The organism is Bacillus sp. 05T21, assembly GCF_056396785.1.
The window spans coordinates 1-14,989 of record NZ_JBFTMD010000050.1 but is presented as its reverse complement, the minus strand read 5'-3'; the positions used below and the strand labels follow the sequence as shown (position 1 = coordinate 14,989).

General features: G+C 37.3%; 16 protein-coding genes, 1 tRNA gene, 1 rRNA gene, 1 other RNA gene and 1 other annotated feature. Of the genes, 4 read left to right on the top strand and 15 right to left on the bottom strand.

Annotation, left to right across the window (positions count from 1 at the left end; genetic code table 11):
• Positions 1–273: 273 nt before the first annotated feature.
• From AC1DKZ_RS31720 to tadA, 7 genes are all read right to left on the bottom strand, one after another.
• The gene (locus AC1DKZ_RS31720) at positions 274–543 is read right to left on the bottom strand and encodes a pro-sigmaK processing inhibitor BofA family protein (RefSeq protein ID WP_002063354.1); all 270 of its coding nucleotides are present in this window, start codon (positions 541–543) and stop codon (positions 274–276) included.
• A 262-nt stretch (positions 544–805) separates the two neighbouring features.
• Entirely contained in the window at positions 806–1,027 is a 222-nt protein-coding gene (locus AC1DKZ_RS31715) for a YaaL family protein (RefSeq protein ID WP_427280740.1), read from the bottom strand.
• Positions 1,028–1,041: 14 nt separating this feature from the next.
• A complete protein-coding gene (gene recR / locus AC1DKZ_RS31710) occupies positions 1,042–1,638 on the bottom strand; it encodes a recombination protein RecR (protein WP_002009629.1) in 597 nt (198 codons plus the stop codon).
• A gap of 14 nt (positions 1,639–1,652) precedes the next feature.
• The gene (locus AC1DKZ_RS31705) at positions 1,653–1,979 is read right to left on the bottom strand and encodes a YbaB/EbfC family nucleoid-associated protein (RefSeq protein ID WP_170935248.1); all 327 of its coding nucleotides are present in this window, start codon (positions 1,977–1,979) and stop codon (positions 1,653–1,655) included.
• 25 nt (positions 1,980–2,004) lie between these two features.
• Positions 2,005–3,693 (bottom strand): DNA polymerase III subunit gamma/tau, encoded by a 1,689-nt coding sequence (gene dnaX / locus AC1DKZ_RS31700; protein WP_002029302.1) that lies wholly within the window; start codon positions 3,691–3,693, stop codon positions 2,005–2,007.
• A gap of 132 nt (positions 3,694–3,825) precedes the next feature.
• Positions 3,826–4,090, bottom strand: an RNA gene (gene ffs / locus AC1DKZ_RS31695) — signal recognition particle sRNA large type.
• A 78-nt stretch (positions 4,091–4,168) separates the two neighbouring features.
• Positions 4,169–4,663: a tRNA adenosine(34) deaminase TadA gene (gene tadA, locus AC1DKZ_RS31690; protein WP_476997875.1), complete on the bottom strand. Its 495-nt coding sequence runs from the start codon at positions 4,661–4,663 to the stop codon at positions 4,169–4,171.
• Between the two features lie 106 nt (positions 4,664–4,769).
• Here tadA and AC1DKZ_RS31685 point away from each other — a divergent pair, with 106 nt between their 5' ends.
• The 3 genes from AC1DKZ_RS31685 (at position 4,770) to AC1DKZ_RS31675 (ending at position 6,739) form a co-directional block, all read left to right on the top strand.
• On the top strand, positions 4,770–5,309 hold the full coding sequence (locus AC1DKZ_RS31685; protein ID WP_002130738.1) for a cysteine hydrolase family protein: 540 nt from the start codon (positions 4,770–4,772) through the stop codon (positions 5,307–5,309).
• A 123-nt stretch (positions 5,310–5,432) separates the two neighbouring features.
• A complete protein-coding gene (locus AC1DKZ_RS31680; protein WP_002009621.1) occupies positions 5,433–6,068 on the top strand; it encodes a deoxynucleoside kinase in 636 nt (211 codons plus the stop codon).
• A gap of 2 nt (positions 6,069–6,070) precedes the next feature.
• Complete coding sequence (locus AC1DKZ_RS31675; RefSeq protein ID WP_002009620.1) at positions 6,071–6,739, top strand: deoxynucleoside kinase; 669 nt, start codon at positions 6,071–6,073, stop codon at positions 6,737–6,739.
• A gap of 35 nt (positions 6,740–6,774) precedes the next feature.
• Here AC1DKZ_RS31675 and AC1DKZ_RS31670 read toward each other — a convergent pair whose 3' ends face one another.
• The 7 genes from AC1DKZ_RS31670 to guaB form a co-directional block, all read right to left on the bottom strand.
• A complete protein-coding gene (locus tag AC1DKZ_RS31670; protein ID WP_002029297.1) occupies positions 6,775–7,170 on the bottom strand; it encodes a sigma factor-like helix-turn-helix DNA-binding protein in 396 nt (131 codons plus the stop codon).
• Positions 7,171–7,336: 166 nt separating this feature from the next.
• Positions 7,337–7,429, bottom strand: a tRNA-Ser gene (locus AC1DKZ_RS31665).
• Between the two features lie 154 nt (positions 7,430–7,583).
• The gene (gene serS, locus AC1DKZ_RS31660) at positions 7,584–8,858 is read right to left on the bottom strand and encodes a serine--tRNA ligase (RefSeq protein WP_476997874.1); all 1,275 of its coding nucleotides are present in this window, start codon (positions 8,856–8,858) and stop codon (positions 7,584–7,586) included.
• Between the two features lie 51 nt (positions 8,859–8,909).
• Positions 8,910–9,130, bottom strand: a binding site (T-box leader).
• A 54-nt stretch (positions 9,131–9,184) separates the two neighbouring features.
• Entirely contained in the window at positions 9,185–9,775 is a 591-nt protein-coding gene (pdxT, locus tag AC1DKZ_RS31655) for a pyridoxal 5'-phosphate synthase glutaminase subunit PdxT (protein WP_476997873.1), read from the bottom strand.
• An 18-nt stretch (positions 9,776–9,793) separates the two neighbouring features.
• Positions 9,794–10,681, bottom strand: coding sequence for a pyridoxal 5'-phosphate synthase lyase subunit PdxS (pdxS, locus tag AC1DKZ_RS31650; RefSeq protein WP_070140483.1), 888 nt, complete (start codon positions 10,679–10,681; stop codon positions 9,794–9,796).
• A 159-nt stretch (positions 10,682–10,840) separates the two neighbouring features.
• Positions 10,841–12,148: a serine hydrolase gene (locus tag AC1DKZ_RS31645; protein ID WP_431183663.1), complete on the bottom strand. Its 1,308-nt coding sequence runs from the start codon at positions 12,146–12,148 to the stop codon at positions 10,841–10,843.
• A 113-nt stretch (positions 12,149–12,261) separates the two neighbouring features.
• A complete protein-coding gene (gene guaB / locus AC1DKZ_RS31640; RefSeq protein WP_002091619.1) occupies positions 12,262–13,725 on the bottom strand; it encodes an IMP dehydrogenase in 1,464 nt (487 codons plus the stop codon).
• Positions 13,726–13,840: 115 nt separating this feature from the next.
• Here guaB and AC1DKZ_RS31635 point away from each other — a divergent pair, with 115 nt between their 5' ends.
• The gene (locus AC1DKZ_RS31635) at positions 13,841–14,842 is read left to right on the top strand and encodes a YaaC family protein (RefSeq protein ID WP_476997872.1); all 1,002 of its coding nucleotides are present in this window, start codon (positions 13,841–13,843) and stop codon (positions 14,840–14,842) included.
• A 35-nt stretch (positions 14,843–14,877) separates the two neighbouring features.
• On the opposite strand, the gene rrf is transcribed toward AC1DKZ_RS31635, so the two are convergent.
• A 5S ribosomal RNA gene (gene rrf, locus AC1DKZ_RS31630) occupies positions 14,878–14,989 on the bottom strand; the annotation flags it as partial.

Sequence of the window (14,989 nt, the reverse complement as noted above, 5' to 3'; positions counted from 1 at the left end):
GTATTAGGCACGCCGCCAGCGTTCATCCTGAGCCAGGATCAAACTCTCCAATAAAGTTAGTTTGTCTAGCATCTAAAAATAAAAATTGACGTTTCACGTTGTTTGTTTCGTTTAGTTTTCAAAGTTCAACATCGCGTTTCAGCGACTTTTACAATTTAACATTTTGACTTGAATCTGTCAACAACTTTTTTCTTTCGTTCCTGACGACGCTTATTAATTTATCATATTACTAATCGATAAGTCAACGCTTTTTTAAAAAATGCCAAAATAAATTTATCTTGGCATTATATATAGCTTAATAATCACTAATGCAGCAACACCTGGCACCCCTAATAAACTTGATACTGTAGCTGTGCCCATGTTAATTGGAATATGAAAATCGAAATATGTCCCTGCAACATTCACAATAAATAGTAACGCTATACCCAAAGTGACATGAAAGAGTGCTTTCCCTATAAAACGTATTGGTTTAGCAGAAACACCAAAAACAAGAAAAATAAAAACCAAAGCAAGAATGCCAACAATAATAATTGTAGAATTCATTTTTTCCTCCTTATGAATGACCTATACATATCCATTTGTATGGGACAAGACAAGAAAAAAGAACATCTATAACATAACTCCTACCACTTCGTCTTTATAACCTTTAATCAATAATATTTCTTCTAAGCACTAACAATTAGATACAACTGATTCCATTCCCACTTTTTCTTTCTCCTCTTTATATCCCAAAAATAAAGTAGCCCTGTTACTCACAAATAAATCTATAAAAAGCAAAAGGTCCCGCTTTAAAAAGCAGGACCTTTTACCATTGTTCCATTTTCACAGGACGACGTTTTGCTTCTTTTAACAAGAAAAAATATTTCGCCTCTGCTATTTTTAAAGAACAAAGTACATCTTGAGACGGCTCAACACTTTGTTCAACCAGTCTCTTCTGACGTAGCCATTCATTCTTTACCTTTTCTAATAATACAATTAACTTATCGTCATACTCTTTACGCAACTTACCCTTTTTTCGAAAGAACATTTTCCCTTCTCCTCTTATATCTCTCTACGACCTTCTAAAGCTTTCGATAGTGTTACTTCATCTGCATATTCTAAATCTCCACCAACTGGCAGACCATGTGCAATACGAGTTACTTTAATTCCTGTTGGCTTTAAGAGGCGGGATATGTACATCGCTGTGGCTTCCCCTTCAATATTAGGGTTTGTTGCTAATATCACTTCTTGTACTGTTTCATCTTGCAGTCTCTTTAATAGCTGCGGGATATTAATATCCTCTGGTCCAATTCCCTCCATTGGAGAAATGGCACCACGCAAAACATGATATACACCTTGGTATTCTTTCATTTTTTCCATCGCAATTACATCTTTCGGCTCTTGTACTACACAAACAACCGATTGATCCCTATGCGAATCGTCACAAATATAACAAGGATCGCGGTCAGTGATATGTCCGCACACAGAACAATACGCTAAATCTCGCTTTGCATTCACAAGTGCTTTCGCAAAACCTAGTACATCATCCTCTTTCATATCTAACACGAAGAATGCCAATCGAACCGCTGTTTTCGGTCCGATTCCTGGCAACTTCATAAAACTATCGATTAATTTTGATATCGGTTCTGGATAATGCATATATCAATATCCTCCTAGAACATTCCACCTGGTAAGTTCATGCCTTTTGTAAATTTGCCCATTGTAGAGTTTGAAAGTTCATCAACTTTTTTAAGTGCATCATTCGTTGCAGCTAATACTAAGTCTTGTAACATTTCGATATCTTCTGGATCTACAACTTCTTCTTTAATTTTCACTTCAAGAACTTGCTTATGACCATTTGCAATAACAGTAACCATTCCGCCGCCAGCTGTACCTTCAACTGTTTTTTCGCCAAGCTCTTCTTGCGCCTTCGCCATGTCTTTTTGCATCTTTTGCATTTGTTTCATCATATTATTCATATTTCCCATTCCGCCACGCATCATAATTAATTCCTCCTCATTATTATTACTCTTTTATTTCAATAAGTTCTTGCCCTACTAATTTTACAGCCTCTTCTATAAGAGGATCTTCTTTTTGTTCTGGGCTTTCTTCAGAATCCCCGCCTTCGCGTTGTAAAAAGTCTTCACGAATTTTACCCCATTCACTTTTTGGGATAGCAATCATATTTAACCTTTTACTTAACAATTCAAAAAGAGTTTGTTCCAATGTATCCATCGCTTCTCGATTTTCACTAGCCATTTTGCAATGAATCTCATATTGAAATGCTAACACATAGGTATCATCCGAAGCCGCAACTGGTTCACTATTTTCTAATAAAACAGCAAATGCTACTTTGTTATGTGACTTGAGCCTTCCTAATAATTCGCCCCATACAGCTTTTAACTGTTCTAAATCTTGACGCTTCGCTTGCTTTAACACTTCATTCACACGTCCAACAGGAATTTTCATACTTCCTGTTCGTACCGGTTTTGGTGTTGCCCGCGTCTCCCTTACTTCCTGCTGCACACCAGCTGGCACGCCATTCTTTTTAACTTGCTCTAACTCTTTCTCCAGCTGCTGCATCCTGTTCATAATCGCTTGCAAACGATCTGCGCCGTTTGCTTGCATCATAAACTGCTGACACAGTTGCACCATAACAACTTCCAAGAATATTCTTGGATGGTTTGTCCACTTCATCTCCTGTTGTCCCTTACTAAGGGTATGAATAATTTCATAGATTACTTCCGGTTGCATTTCTTCACTTAACGTACGGAATTGATCATCTACAATTACCCGTTCCAACATATGTTCTAATTGTGGTGAAGTTTGATATAAAAGCATATCACGATAGTAGTAAATGAAATCCTCCATAAAGCGAACTGGATCTTTCCCTTTACTCATCATCTCATCTATAATACGTAACGCTCTTGATACATCATTTTCACGTATACATTCTACCAGGTCACCCAAATATCGCTGAGATACAGATCCTGTTACAGCTAAAACATCTTCACTCGTCACCGTCTCATCACTATAAGAAATAGCTTGATCAATAAGACTGAGCGCATCACGCATACCACCTTCGGCGGCACGCGCTACAATTTGTAACGCTTCATCTTCTACTTGCGTACCTTCATTTGTCACGACCGTCGATAATCTCTCAACGATATCATTTACTGATATCTTTCGAAACTCAAAACGCTGACAACGCGAAATAATTGTAGCTGGAATTTTATGCGGTTCTGTTGTCGCCAGAATAAAAATAACATGTCCTGGTGGCTCTTCTAAAGTTTTCAAAAGCGCATTAAAGGCACCCATAGAAAGCATGTGAACTTCATCAATAATGTATACTTTATATCCTACAGCACTTGGAGCATATTTTACTTTATCTCTTATATCTCGAATTTCATCTACACCGTTATTTGAAGCCGCATCAATTTCTAATACATCTGAAATAGACCCTTGTGTAATTCCTAAACAAGAAGGACATTCATTACAAGGTTCAGCTACCGGGGCGTGTTCACAGTTAATTGCCTTTGCAAATACTTTTGCAATTGTCGTTTTCCCTGTTCCCCTCGGACCCGAAAACAAATAAGCATGTGAAGCTTTCTCTTGAAGAAGGGCATTTTGCAACGTTTTTGTCACGTGCTTTTGACCGACTACATCTTCGAATTTTTGCGGTCTCCATGTTCGGTATAACGCTTGGTATGACACGAAAATACGGCCTCCCTCAAAGGTTATTATCTTATTTATTATAACCCATTCTGTTTATAGATTCCAAAAGTTATTTTCCATACAAAAAACTCACCTTTATATAAAGGTGAGTTTTGTATACATATATAACTGCCGTGCACCTTCTGTCGATTACGTACCATAAGCGTTACTCAAGCAGTTAGCTCGGTTCAGGCACTCCTGCGGCACACGAGAAAACCCGCTTATTGCTGCTTCCTTCCGGACCTGACAAGGTTCACGGGGTCCCGTTGCGCAGGACCCAAACGTCAACACCACTTACTTAAGGCAGACCTTACAGCAGCATAACCTCGAGAAGGGATTCAGCCTCGCTAGAGCGGATTGCGAGTATAGGGCACCGCTACCTCCCCGCTTAGCACGGCAAAGTTAAAACCAATATTCGGTTGCCTTGGATAAGGCATTATCAGTATAACTTGTTTTTTTACAAAATGCAAATACGTTAGTTACCATTACTTTTCTCTAGTTTTTTCACTTCTTTTCTTTTCTTACGAAGCTCCCTAAAAAAAATCGTTAACAACGTACCACATTCCTCTTCAAGTACACCAGCCACTACTTCACACTGATGATTAAAACGCTCATCAGTTAAAAGATTCATCAACGTACCTGCACATCCACCTTTCGGATCGTTCGCACCATATACAACCCGTTTTATACGCGATAAAACAATTCCCCCTGCACACATTGGGCAAGGTTCTAATGTTACATATAACGTTGCATCTTCTAAACGCCATGTCCCTAATTTTTTGCAAGCTTCATCAATAGCTAAGAGCTCGGCGTGAGCTATTGATCTCTGTTCAGTTTCTCTTAAGTTATGTGCGACACTAATCACTTCACCATCTAGCACAATTACAGCACCAATTGGTACCTCTTGTATCGCCTCCGCCTTCTTCGCTTCCTCTATTGCTAACTGCATAAAATATATATCTCGCTCCATAATATAGTCCTTTCACCAAAAATAAAATACACTTTTTCATTTCTTGCAGGTGGGATAACTTTTACAAATTCAATCCAACCTAAAGAAGAAAGAGAGGGAATTACATATGAAAAATACTGCCTTACTCATTATCGATATGATTAATGATTTTCAATTCTCCCACGGACCCATCCTGGCACAGAAATGTGAAATTATAAAGAACCCCATTTTACAATTAAAGGACACCATGAAATCATTGGGCTATCCAATAATTTATGTCAATGATCACTATCAACTTTGGAGATCTGATATTGATCAACTTATCACTCATTGTACAAATGAGTATAGTAAAAATATTATCGAGGCCATTGCTCCGCATACTGACGATTATATTTTTATTAAACCACATTACTCTGCTTTTTATGAAACACCTTTGAATTCTTTATTAGGTTATTTAAAAATCGAAAATCTCATTTTAACAGGAATTGCCGGGAACATATGCATCCTTTTTACAGCTAATGATGCCCATATGAGAAATTATACACTTTATGTACCACGGGATTGCATCGCTTCTAATAACGAGCAAGATAATGAACATGCTTTAAAAATAATGGAAGCCACATTAAAGGCAAATATTGTACCGTCATCCCAAATAAAATTTAATTAATACATATCTATTTTCTAACTTTTTATATCAAATTAGTCCGCTCGCTCCCCTCTTGTGCTACAATAATTCTGTTTTGTGTTTTTAGTAGTCACGGTAAATCACTGATTGAAAGGAGGAAACAGCGTGACCGGAGTACCATTTATCACGGTTGAAGGACCAATTGGTGTTGGAAAAACTTCACTTGCGAAGGAACTTTCAACTCACATGCAACTCCACTTACTAAAAGAGATTGTTGATGAAAATCCTTTTTTAGGAAAATTCTACGAAGACATCGACGAATGGAGTTTTCAAACAGAGATGTTCTTTCTTTGTAATAGATACAAACAACTAGAGGATATTAACATAAAGTATTTGAATCAAAGAAAGCCTGTAGTAGCAGATTATCATATATTTAAAAATTTAATTTTTGCATCCCGTACATTAAAAGATTCTCAATATGATAAGTACATGCAAATTTATCGCATTCTTACGCAAGATATGCCTGTACCAAATGTCATCGTTTATTTAACAGCGAGCCTAGAAACATTACAAAAACGAATTGCCATGCGCGGAAGAGAATTCGAAAAAAATATGGATCCAAATTACTTGCTACAGCTTACAAAAGATTACGAAACAGCAATGGATGCTTTCAAAAAGGACCATCCGGATATTCCGGTATTAAAATTTAATGGAGACGATATGGATTTTGTAAGAAATCCTGATGATTTAAATGTCATCTTATCAGCTCTTCAAAATACTCTCTTGAAGGAGTCGAAATAACAATGAATTTAAGGCAAAAATATGATATACCAAATGATGCAGTTATCACTATTGCTGGAACAGTAGGTGTCGGTAAATCAACTATGACAACTGCATTGGCTAACGCTTTAGGTTATCGTACATCTTTTGAAAAAGTAGATTCCAACCCATATTTGGACAAGTTCTATGCTGATTTCACACGCTGGAGCTTTCACTTACAAGTTTACTTTTTAGCAGAACGATTTAAAGAACAAAAAAGAATTTTCGAATATGGTGGCGGTTTTGTTCAAGACCGTTCTATCTATGAGGACACTGGTATTTTCGCAAAAATGCATTACGAAAAGGGTACAATGACTGAAACTGATTATGAAACATACAAAGGTTTATTTGATGCTATGGTCATGACTCCTTACTTCCCTCATCCAGACTTATTAATTTACCTAGAAGGTTCTTTTGATGATATTGTCGATCGTATTCAAGAACGAGGACGTCCCATGGAGCAGCAAACACCAATTGAATATTGGAAAGAGATGCATGGACGTTACGATAACTGGATTAATAACTTTAATTCATGCCCTGTTTTACGATTAAACATTAATGAATACGATATTTTAAAAGATGGCGATTCAATCGAACCAATCATTAAAAAAATTGGACATTTTTTAAAACAAACACGTAAACTTGTAAAATAAAAAACCCGTGCATATGCACGGGTTTTCCTATGAAATTACTTTTTCTTTTTTGTCGGAGCAATAATTTCACTCTCTGGCTTTCCAGCATTAATACGCTGACGAACAGTACTCGTACTAATATCATATGTTTCAGCAATCTCTTTAACAGTCAATTCTTTCCCATTAATTACTGCTGTTAGTAATTTCCCTGTACGTTTTGGAGTTACTTCTTTTTGCACAGCTGGTTTTTCAGCTTCTTTTGGTACCTCTACTTTTTTTGCAACCTGTTTTACATCACAAGTGCAACCACAAAGTTTACGGAATGTATCATCACTTATAATGCGCGACACATTTGCACCACTGTTTAAAATTCTATTGTTCTTACAGACAGGACATTGTACATAATATAAAGTTTTTCCATCTAAAGGAAACGTTTGTATAATAAGATCCATGTTAACTCCTTTCATATCTATGAAGATAATCATCGGAATATGAGTGTGTAATAAGGACACTATATCCTTACATCATACTTTATGATTGGTTTTAAAATAAAAACTCGTTACGTGTTGGTAACGAGTTCTCCAATCTCCACTTATATGCGCTGTTGTCAATTATATCTGGAGGAGGTAAAGGGATTCGAACCCCCGCGCGACTCTCGCCGCCTGTCGGTTTTCAAGACCGATCCCTTCAGCCAGACTTGGGTATACCTCCATATTGACATCAAATATAATATCAAAAGAAAAACAGTTAGTCAACCCTACTATAATAAATTATGAGGAAAGGAAAATTTTACTTCCCCTCTCCTTTTTGACACTGCTGACAACGTCCATAATTACCAATCACTCATACCGATGAATGTTTTAACTTATTTAATAACTGTTTTTCCTCCCATATAAGGGCGAAGAACTTCTGGAATTATAATTGTACCATCTTCTTGTTGGTAGTTCTCTAAAATAGCTGCCACTGTACGTCCAATTGCAAGACCAGATCCATTTAGTGTATGAACATGTTCCGGTTTGCCATTTGGCTCACGACGGAAACGGATATTCGCGCGTCTCGCTTGGAATGCCTCAAAATTACTACAAGAAGAAATTTCACGATATGTACCATAGCTTGGAATCCATACTTCAATATCGTATTTCTTCGCTGCTGTAAATCCTAAATCTCCTGTACACATGCTCATAACGCGATATGGCAACTCTAATAATTGTAACACGCGCTCTGCATCATTTGTTAATTTTTCTAACTCTTCGTAAGAATCTTCTGGTTTCACGAACTTAACAAGTTCAACTTTATTAAATTGGTGTTGGCGAATTAAACCACGTGTATCACGACCAGCTGAACCTGCTTCAGAACGGAAGCATGAGCTAAACGCAGCATATCGTATCGGCAATTGCTCTTTACTCACAATCTCATCACGATGCATATTCGTTACAGGTACTTCAGCTGTCGGGATTAGGAAATAATCTTCACTTTCAATACGGAATGCATCTTCTTCAAACTTCGGAAGTTGTCCTGTTCCTGTCATACTTGCACGGTTTACCATATAAGGAGGCAATACTTCCTCATATCCATGCTCATCAGTATGAAGGTCAAGCATAAAGCTAATCAAAGCACGTTCTAATCTTGCACCAGCACCTTTGTAAAATACAAATCGGCTTCCTGTTACTTTCCCAGCACGTTCAAAATCTAGAATCCCTAAATCAGTAGCAAGATCCCAATGCGGTTTTGGCTCATAAGTAAATTCTTTCACTTCTCCCCAAGTACGTGCTACTACGTTATCATCCTCTGTTTCACCTATTGGAGCAGATTCATGAGGGATATTTGGGATAGATAGCATTAATCTTTCTAAATCTTCTTCAACTGTACGAAGCTCATTATCAAGATCTTTTACTTTTTCCCCAACTTCACGCATTTCTAGAATTAGAGCTTCCGCATCTTTCTTTTCACGCTTTAATACTGAAATTTGTTGAGATACTTCGTTACGTTTACTTTTTAGTTCTTCTGTTTGAACAAGTAGCTCTCTTCTTCTCGTATCAAGTTCTTCAAAGCGACTAAAATCCGTTAAATCTTCGCCTCTATGCTGTAATTTTGCTTTTACTTCTTCAAAATTCGTACGTAAAAATTTAATATCAAGCATTATATACTCCTCCTTTTATTTTATAAAACACAAAAAACTCCCGTCCCTATACAAAGGGACGGGAGTTAACCCGCGTTGCCACCCTAGTTGAAAGCATTACCGCTTTCCTCTCAAGTAGAAATAACGGCTCTTCACCGGGAATGTTTACTAATCAAAAGATATTCCACATTCCATTCCAGGATGGATTCACAAACTGTTTCTATCGATTTCCACCAACCATCGACTCTCTATAAGAAACAACATTTGTTACTACTTCCTATCAACACGCTTATTTTATAAAATTGTTATCATCAATTTACTATAATCTTATACAAGTTGCAAGTTACTTATACAACTTTTTTCATTTTCGCTTCTTTTACCATTTCTACAAAGTATGCTGTTACACGATGATCATCCGTTAATTCCGGATGGAAAGAAGCAGCTAAAAACGGCCCTTGCCTTACCGCTACCATTCGCTCGCCATGCATAGAAAGTACTTCAACATCATCAGCTACATTTACAACATACGGAGCACGGATAAATACACCAACAAAGTCTTCTCCCACACCTTTCATTGAAAGTGCAGCTTCAAAACTATCTTTTTGGCGTCCGAACGCATTGCGCTCAACCGTAATATCCATAGCACCAATATGTACTTCTTCATAGCCAATAAGTGTTTTCGCAAGAAGAATCATTCCTGCACATGTACCAAACATTGGTTTACCAGACTTCGCAAATGTACGAAGAGGCTCCATGAAAGCATACTTATCAATAAGACGGCGCATTGTTGTACTTTCACCGCCTGGTAAAATAAGACCATCAATCTCTTTAAGTTGCTCTATACGCTTTACAACAACAGCTTCTGCACCACTTGCCTCAACTGATTTTACATGCTCACGAACTGCACCTTGAAGACCTAGTACACCGATTTTCACCATTTTAAAGATCTCCTTTAATTACCATCCACGCTCTTGCATGCGTTGTTCTGGTAATAACGTTGAAATTTCGATACCTTTCATTGCATTACCTAATCCTTTAGAAAGGCTTGCAATTAGTTCGTAATCTTCATAATGAGTCGTTGCTTCAACGATTGCACGTGCAAATTTCTCTGGGTTCTCTGATTTGAAGATACCAGATCCAACAAATACACCATCAGCACCAAGTTGCATCATTAACGCTGCATCTGCTGGTGTTGCTACACCACCTGCTGCAAAGTTTACAACTGGCAGGCGACCAAGGCGTTTAATTTCAAGTAGTACTTCATAAGGAGCACCAGTATTTTTTGCATATGTCATTAACTCATCTTCACGTAGACTTGCAACTTGACGGATTTCTGCATTGACTTGGCGCATATGACGCACTGCCTCTACAATGTTTCCTGTTCCAGGTTCACCTTTTGTACGAAGCATAGATGCACCTTCTGCAATACGACGTGCAGCTTCTCCGATATCGCGGCAACCACATACAAACGGAACTGTGTAATCACGTTTATTTAAATGGTATACTTCATCAGCGGGAGTCAATACTTCACTCTCATCGATATAGTCTACCCCTAATGATTCTAATACACGTGCTTCTACAAGGTGACCGATACGACATTTTGCCATAACCGGAATTGATACAGCACCCATAACTTCTTCAACAATTGTTGGATCTGCCATACGAGAAACGCCACCTGCTGCACGAATATCTGCAGGTACACGCTCTAATGCCATAACAGCAACTGCGCCTGCCTCTTCTGCAATCCTTGCTTGCTCAGCGTTAACTACGTCCATAATAACGCCGCCTTTTTGCATTTCTGCCATTCCACGTTTTACACGTTCTGTCCCTGTTACATTTGTCATGTACAAAAACCCCCCTAGGTGAATTGCTTTCCCCGTTAAAGAAGAAAATTAAGAATACTCTTACATTCTACCACTAACTATCTGATGCTTGTCTACTACTTTTTCATAAAGTCGGTATGAAAAATAGGAATAAAAAAAAGCTCCTACAATGAGGAGCTTTTAAAACCAACCTTTTACTGTATCAATAGCACCATTCCACATACCACTAAAGAAAGAACCAATTCCGCGCATAGAACGTGTAAACCAGCTTGCCTCTTCTACTTTAGATTTTGTTACAAGGTCTACTTGTAATGATTTTCCTGATAAAAATCCAGGATCATTACTATCTTTAGACGTTACAACCATTTGTCCAAGTGCAACTCCCTTTTTCAGAGGTGCTTCTTGTCCCTTATTTCCTTCTTTAAATTCTGTTTTATAAACGTCTTTACTTCCCTTTGGCACCGGAAGTGAAACAGCTTGCTTCGTTTGAACTGCTACATCTTTATCTTTCGCATGTTCAACTCTTACTGTTTCTTTTCCTTTGACCGAAGAACCTTTTTCATACATTTTCTTCATTTCAAAGTTAGCAAAGCCATAATCATATAATTTCTTTGTCTCATCGAAACGCGCTGTATGAGAACTTGTTTTAATAACTACAGAAATAAAACGCATACCGTTTCGTTCAACCGTACCAGTGAAGCAGTCCCCTGCTTCTGGAGTTGATCCTGTTTTTAGACCATCTACTCCGTCATATTCTTTAACTAAACCCTTTAACATCCAGTTCCAGTTCGACATCCCAAATTTCTCTTTTTCGGGACGGAAAACTTTTTTCGGGATTTTTGCTGTATCTAACACTTTGGGATAATCTTTAATTAAATGTTGCGCTAAAGTTGCAACATCCTTCGCAGACATTTTATTTTCTTCATCCGGTGTTGTACCTTCAGGATGCATCCCTTTTAAATCTTTGTTCGTTAAACCCGTAGAATTAACAAATTTATAATTTTTCAATCCTAGTTCTTTCGCTTTATCATTCATCATTTTTACGAAATCTACTTCTTTACCTGCAATTGCTTCTGCTAATGCAATTGTTGCACCATTTGCAGAAAAGATTGCCATTGCCTCGTATAACTCTTTTACTGTGTACAGGCCACCATTTTCTAATGCAACATTTGATAATGAAGCATCTTGTGAAATCTTATATGCATATTCAGAAACCTTAATTTTTTGATCCCACTTAAGTTTTCCTTTATCCACTGCTTCATGAACTAAATATTCACTCATCATCTTTGTCATACTAGCAATTGATAATAATTCATCTGCATTCTTTTGATATACAATTTTTCCAGAATTCGCTTCAACTAAAATCGCTGCACCTGCTTCAATGTTTAAAGCAGCTCCTGTTTCTGCTGATGCATTGCTATATGGTGCAAACATGCCAAAAGCTAGTGTAAGCACTGTTACCAACGCAATGAATCTTTTGCAAAACATACCTTTCACTTTTGCTACCCCCAATATCTATGTACTCACATAACCGTTATTCTAACATAATCAAAAAAAAATAGACAGAGATATCAAATCTCCGTCTATTTACATATAAGACATTATAATGAGTAGTTTGGAGCCTCTTTTGTAATCTGTACGTGATGAGGGTGGCTTTCACGTAAACCAGCACCCGACATACGAATGAACTGCGCATTCTCACGTAAGAATTCTAAATCCTGTGCTCCGCAGTATCCCATACCTGCACGTAATCCACCAACTAATTGATGAACTGTATCTGCTAAAGGTCCTTTATATGGTACTCGTCCTTCAATACCTTCTGGAACAAGTTTTTTGTTTCCTTCTTGGAAGTAGCGATCTTTACTTCCTTTTTCCATTGCTCCAACAGAACCCATACCACGATATACTTTAAATTGACGCCCCTGGTAAATTTCAGTTTCTCCAGGGCTTTCAGCTACACCAGCGAACATACTACCTAGCATAACAACGTGTGCTCCTGCTGCTAAAGCTTTAACCATATCACCAGAGTACTTAACACCGCCATCTGCAATAACTGGGATGCCGTATTTACGGGCTTCAGTTGCACAATCATAAACTGCTGTTAATTGTGGTACACCAACCCCAGCTACAACACGCGTTGTACAAATAGATCCTGGTCCAATACCAACTTTAACTACATTTGCACCAGCTTCAATTAATGCTTTTGTTGCTTCAGCTGTAGCAACATTACCAGCAATAATATTTAGTGCTGGGTATTTCGCGCGAACTTCTTTTACTTTTTCAATAACACCTTGAGAATGTCCATGAGCTGTATCAAGTACAATTGCATCTACACTCGCTTTTACTAATGCATCGATACGAAGCATTGCATCAGCCGTTACACCAACTGCTGCTCCAACCAATAAGCGTCCTTGCTTATCCTTTGCAGAGTTTGGAAATTCAATTACTTTTTCAATATCTTTTATTGTAATAAGCCCTTGTAATACACCGCTATTATCAACAAGAGGGAGCTTTTCAATTTTATACTTTTGTAAGATCTTTTCAGCTTCTCCTAGTGTAGTACCAACTGGGGCTGTAATTAACTGTTCTTTTGTCATTACGTCAGAAATTTTGATTGAGTAGTCTTGGATGAAACGCATATCACGGTTTGTAATAATACCAACTAATTTTCGCTCATCTAAATTATTTACAACTGGTACACCTGAGATACGGTATTTTCCCATAAGATGTTCCGCATCATATACTTGATGTTCTGGAGTTAAAAAGAATGGATCTGAAATAACGCCGCTTTCAGAGCGTTTTACTTTGTCAACTTGCTCTGCCTGGTGCTCAATAGACATATTCTTATGAATGATTCCTAAACCGCCTTGACGAGCCATAGCAATAGCCATATCGGCTTCTGTTACTGTATCCATTCCTGCACTAATTAACGGGATGTTTAACTGTAAGCTTTCAGATAAAACTGTTTTAACACTTACTTCTCTTGGTAATATATCTGATCTTGCTGGTACAAGTAATACATCATCAAAAGTCAAACCTTCTTTAACAAATTTAGATTCCCACATAATTGTTCCCCCCATGATACCAGAAATTATTATTAGTAGCTTATCAATTGGTTAAAATACTGTCAAGAAAGTATTAATATGTTAGAATTTTTAGACAATAAAAGGAGCGTAATATATGCATCATACACCTTGTGCTTGGCAGCAGTTAAGTTTCTTCTTTTCATCTCAAAACGTACAACATTATCTTGCCCGTTGTTATGAAAAATCCTCGATTCAGGATGCCGAAAAAAAAAGTTTTGAAAATTGTTATCCATTTATTTATTACTTAGAACACGGTAAAAATTATTATGAATTATATAAAACAGCGCCATTTTCCATTCAGCCAATGCTGTTATTTTATGGGATGGGGCAACTTTTTAAAGCCTGTTTATTAACTATTGATCCAAACTATCCAGAATCAACAACTGTTTTAGCACATGGAGTGACAACCCGTAAACGAAAAAAACAAGGATATCAATTTTTAGAAGATGAAGTGAAAATACAGAAAAATGGACTATTTACTCACGCGGCAGAACAACTGTTTCACATGAAACACTTAGAAACAGAAAAGTTTAATATGTTAGAGCTAATGGGAAAAATCCCTGAATTACAACATTTATTTCGCTATAGTCAAAAAGGAACAACATTATATAAAATTGATTCAACAAATAAAAATGAACTCTCGTTTTCAGTCAACATACTAGATCGACTACATATGACCAAAGAGAGATTTTCTCGTTACATCGAAACAGCTTGTAAGCATTTATCAATACAACACGTACCTGAGAAAAACAATGAATTAAATGTGTTTTTTTCAGCACCTATTCAATCATGGAATCCTATGTATAGCACACCTTTATACTATGAGCATCTTACTGACACTTATTATTTACCACTTACGACTGACCCTAGAAACTCTAAGCCAGTGTTGCCTGAGCTCCTTGTTCATTATTTATTGCTCTATAATTTAAGTATGATTTCTAGGTATGAAACAGATTGGTGGTATGACTTACTTGGAAGCTATGGATCTGAAGATTATCCGTTTATTTATCAATTTCTCAATATTTCTGCTCAAAAAATTCCTTACTATATTTCAGCATTTTTACTAACAGAACCGGGCCTATTTCATGGGAAATAAAAAAACACAAGTCAAAAGACTTGTGTTTTTATCTTGCTTGGCGACGTCCTACTCTCACAGGGACAAGGTCCCAACTACCATCGGCGCTAGAGAGCTTAACTTCCGTGTTCGGTATGGGAACGGGTGTGACCTCTCTGCCATCATCAC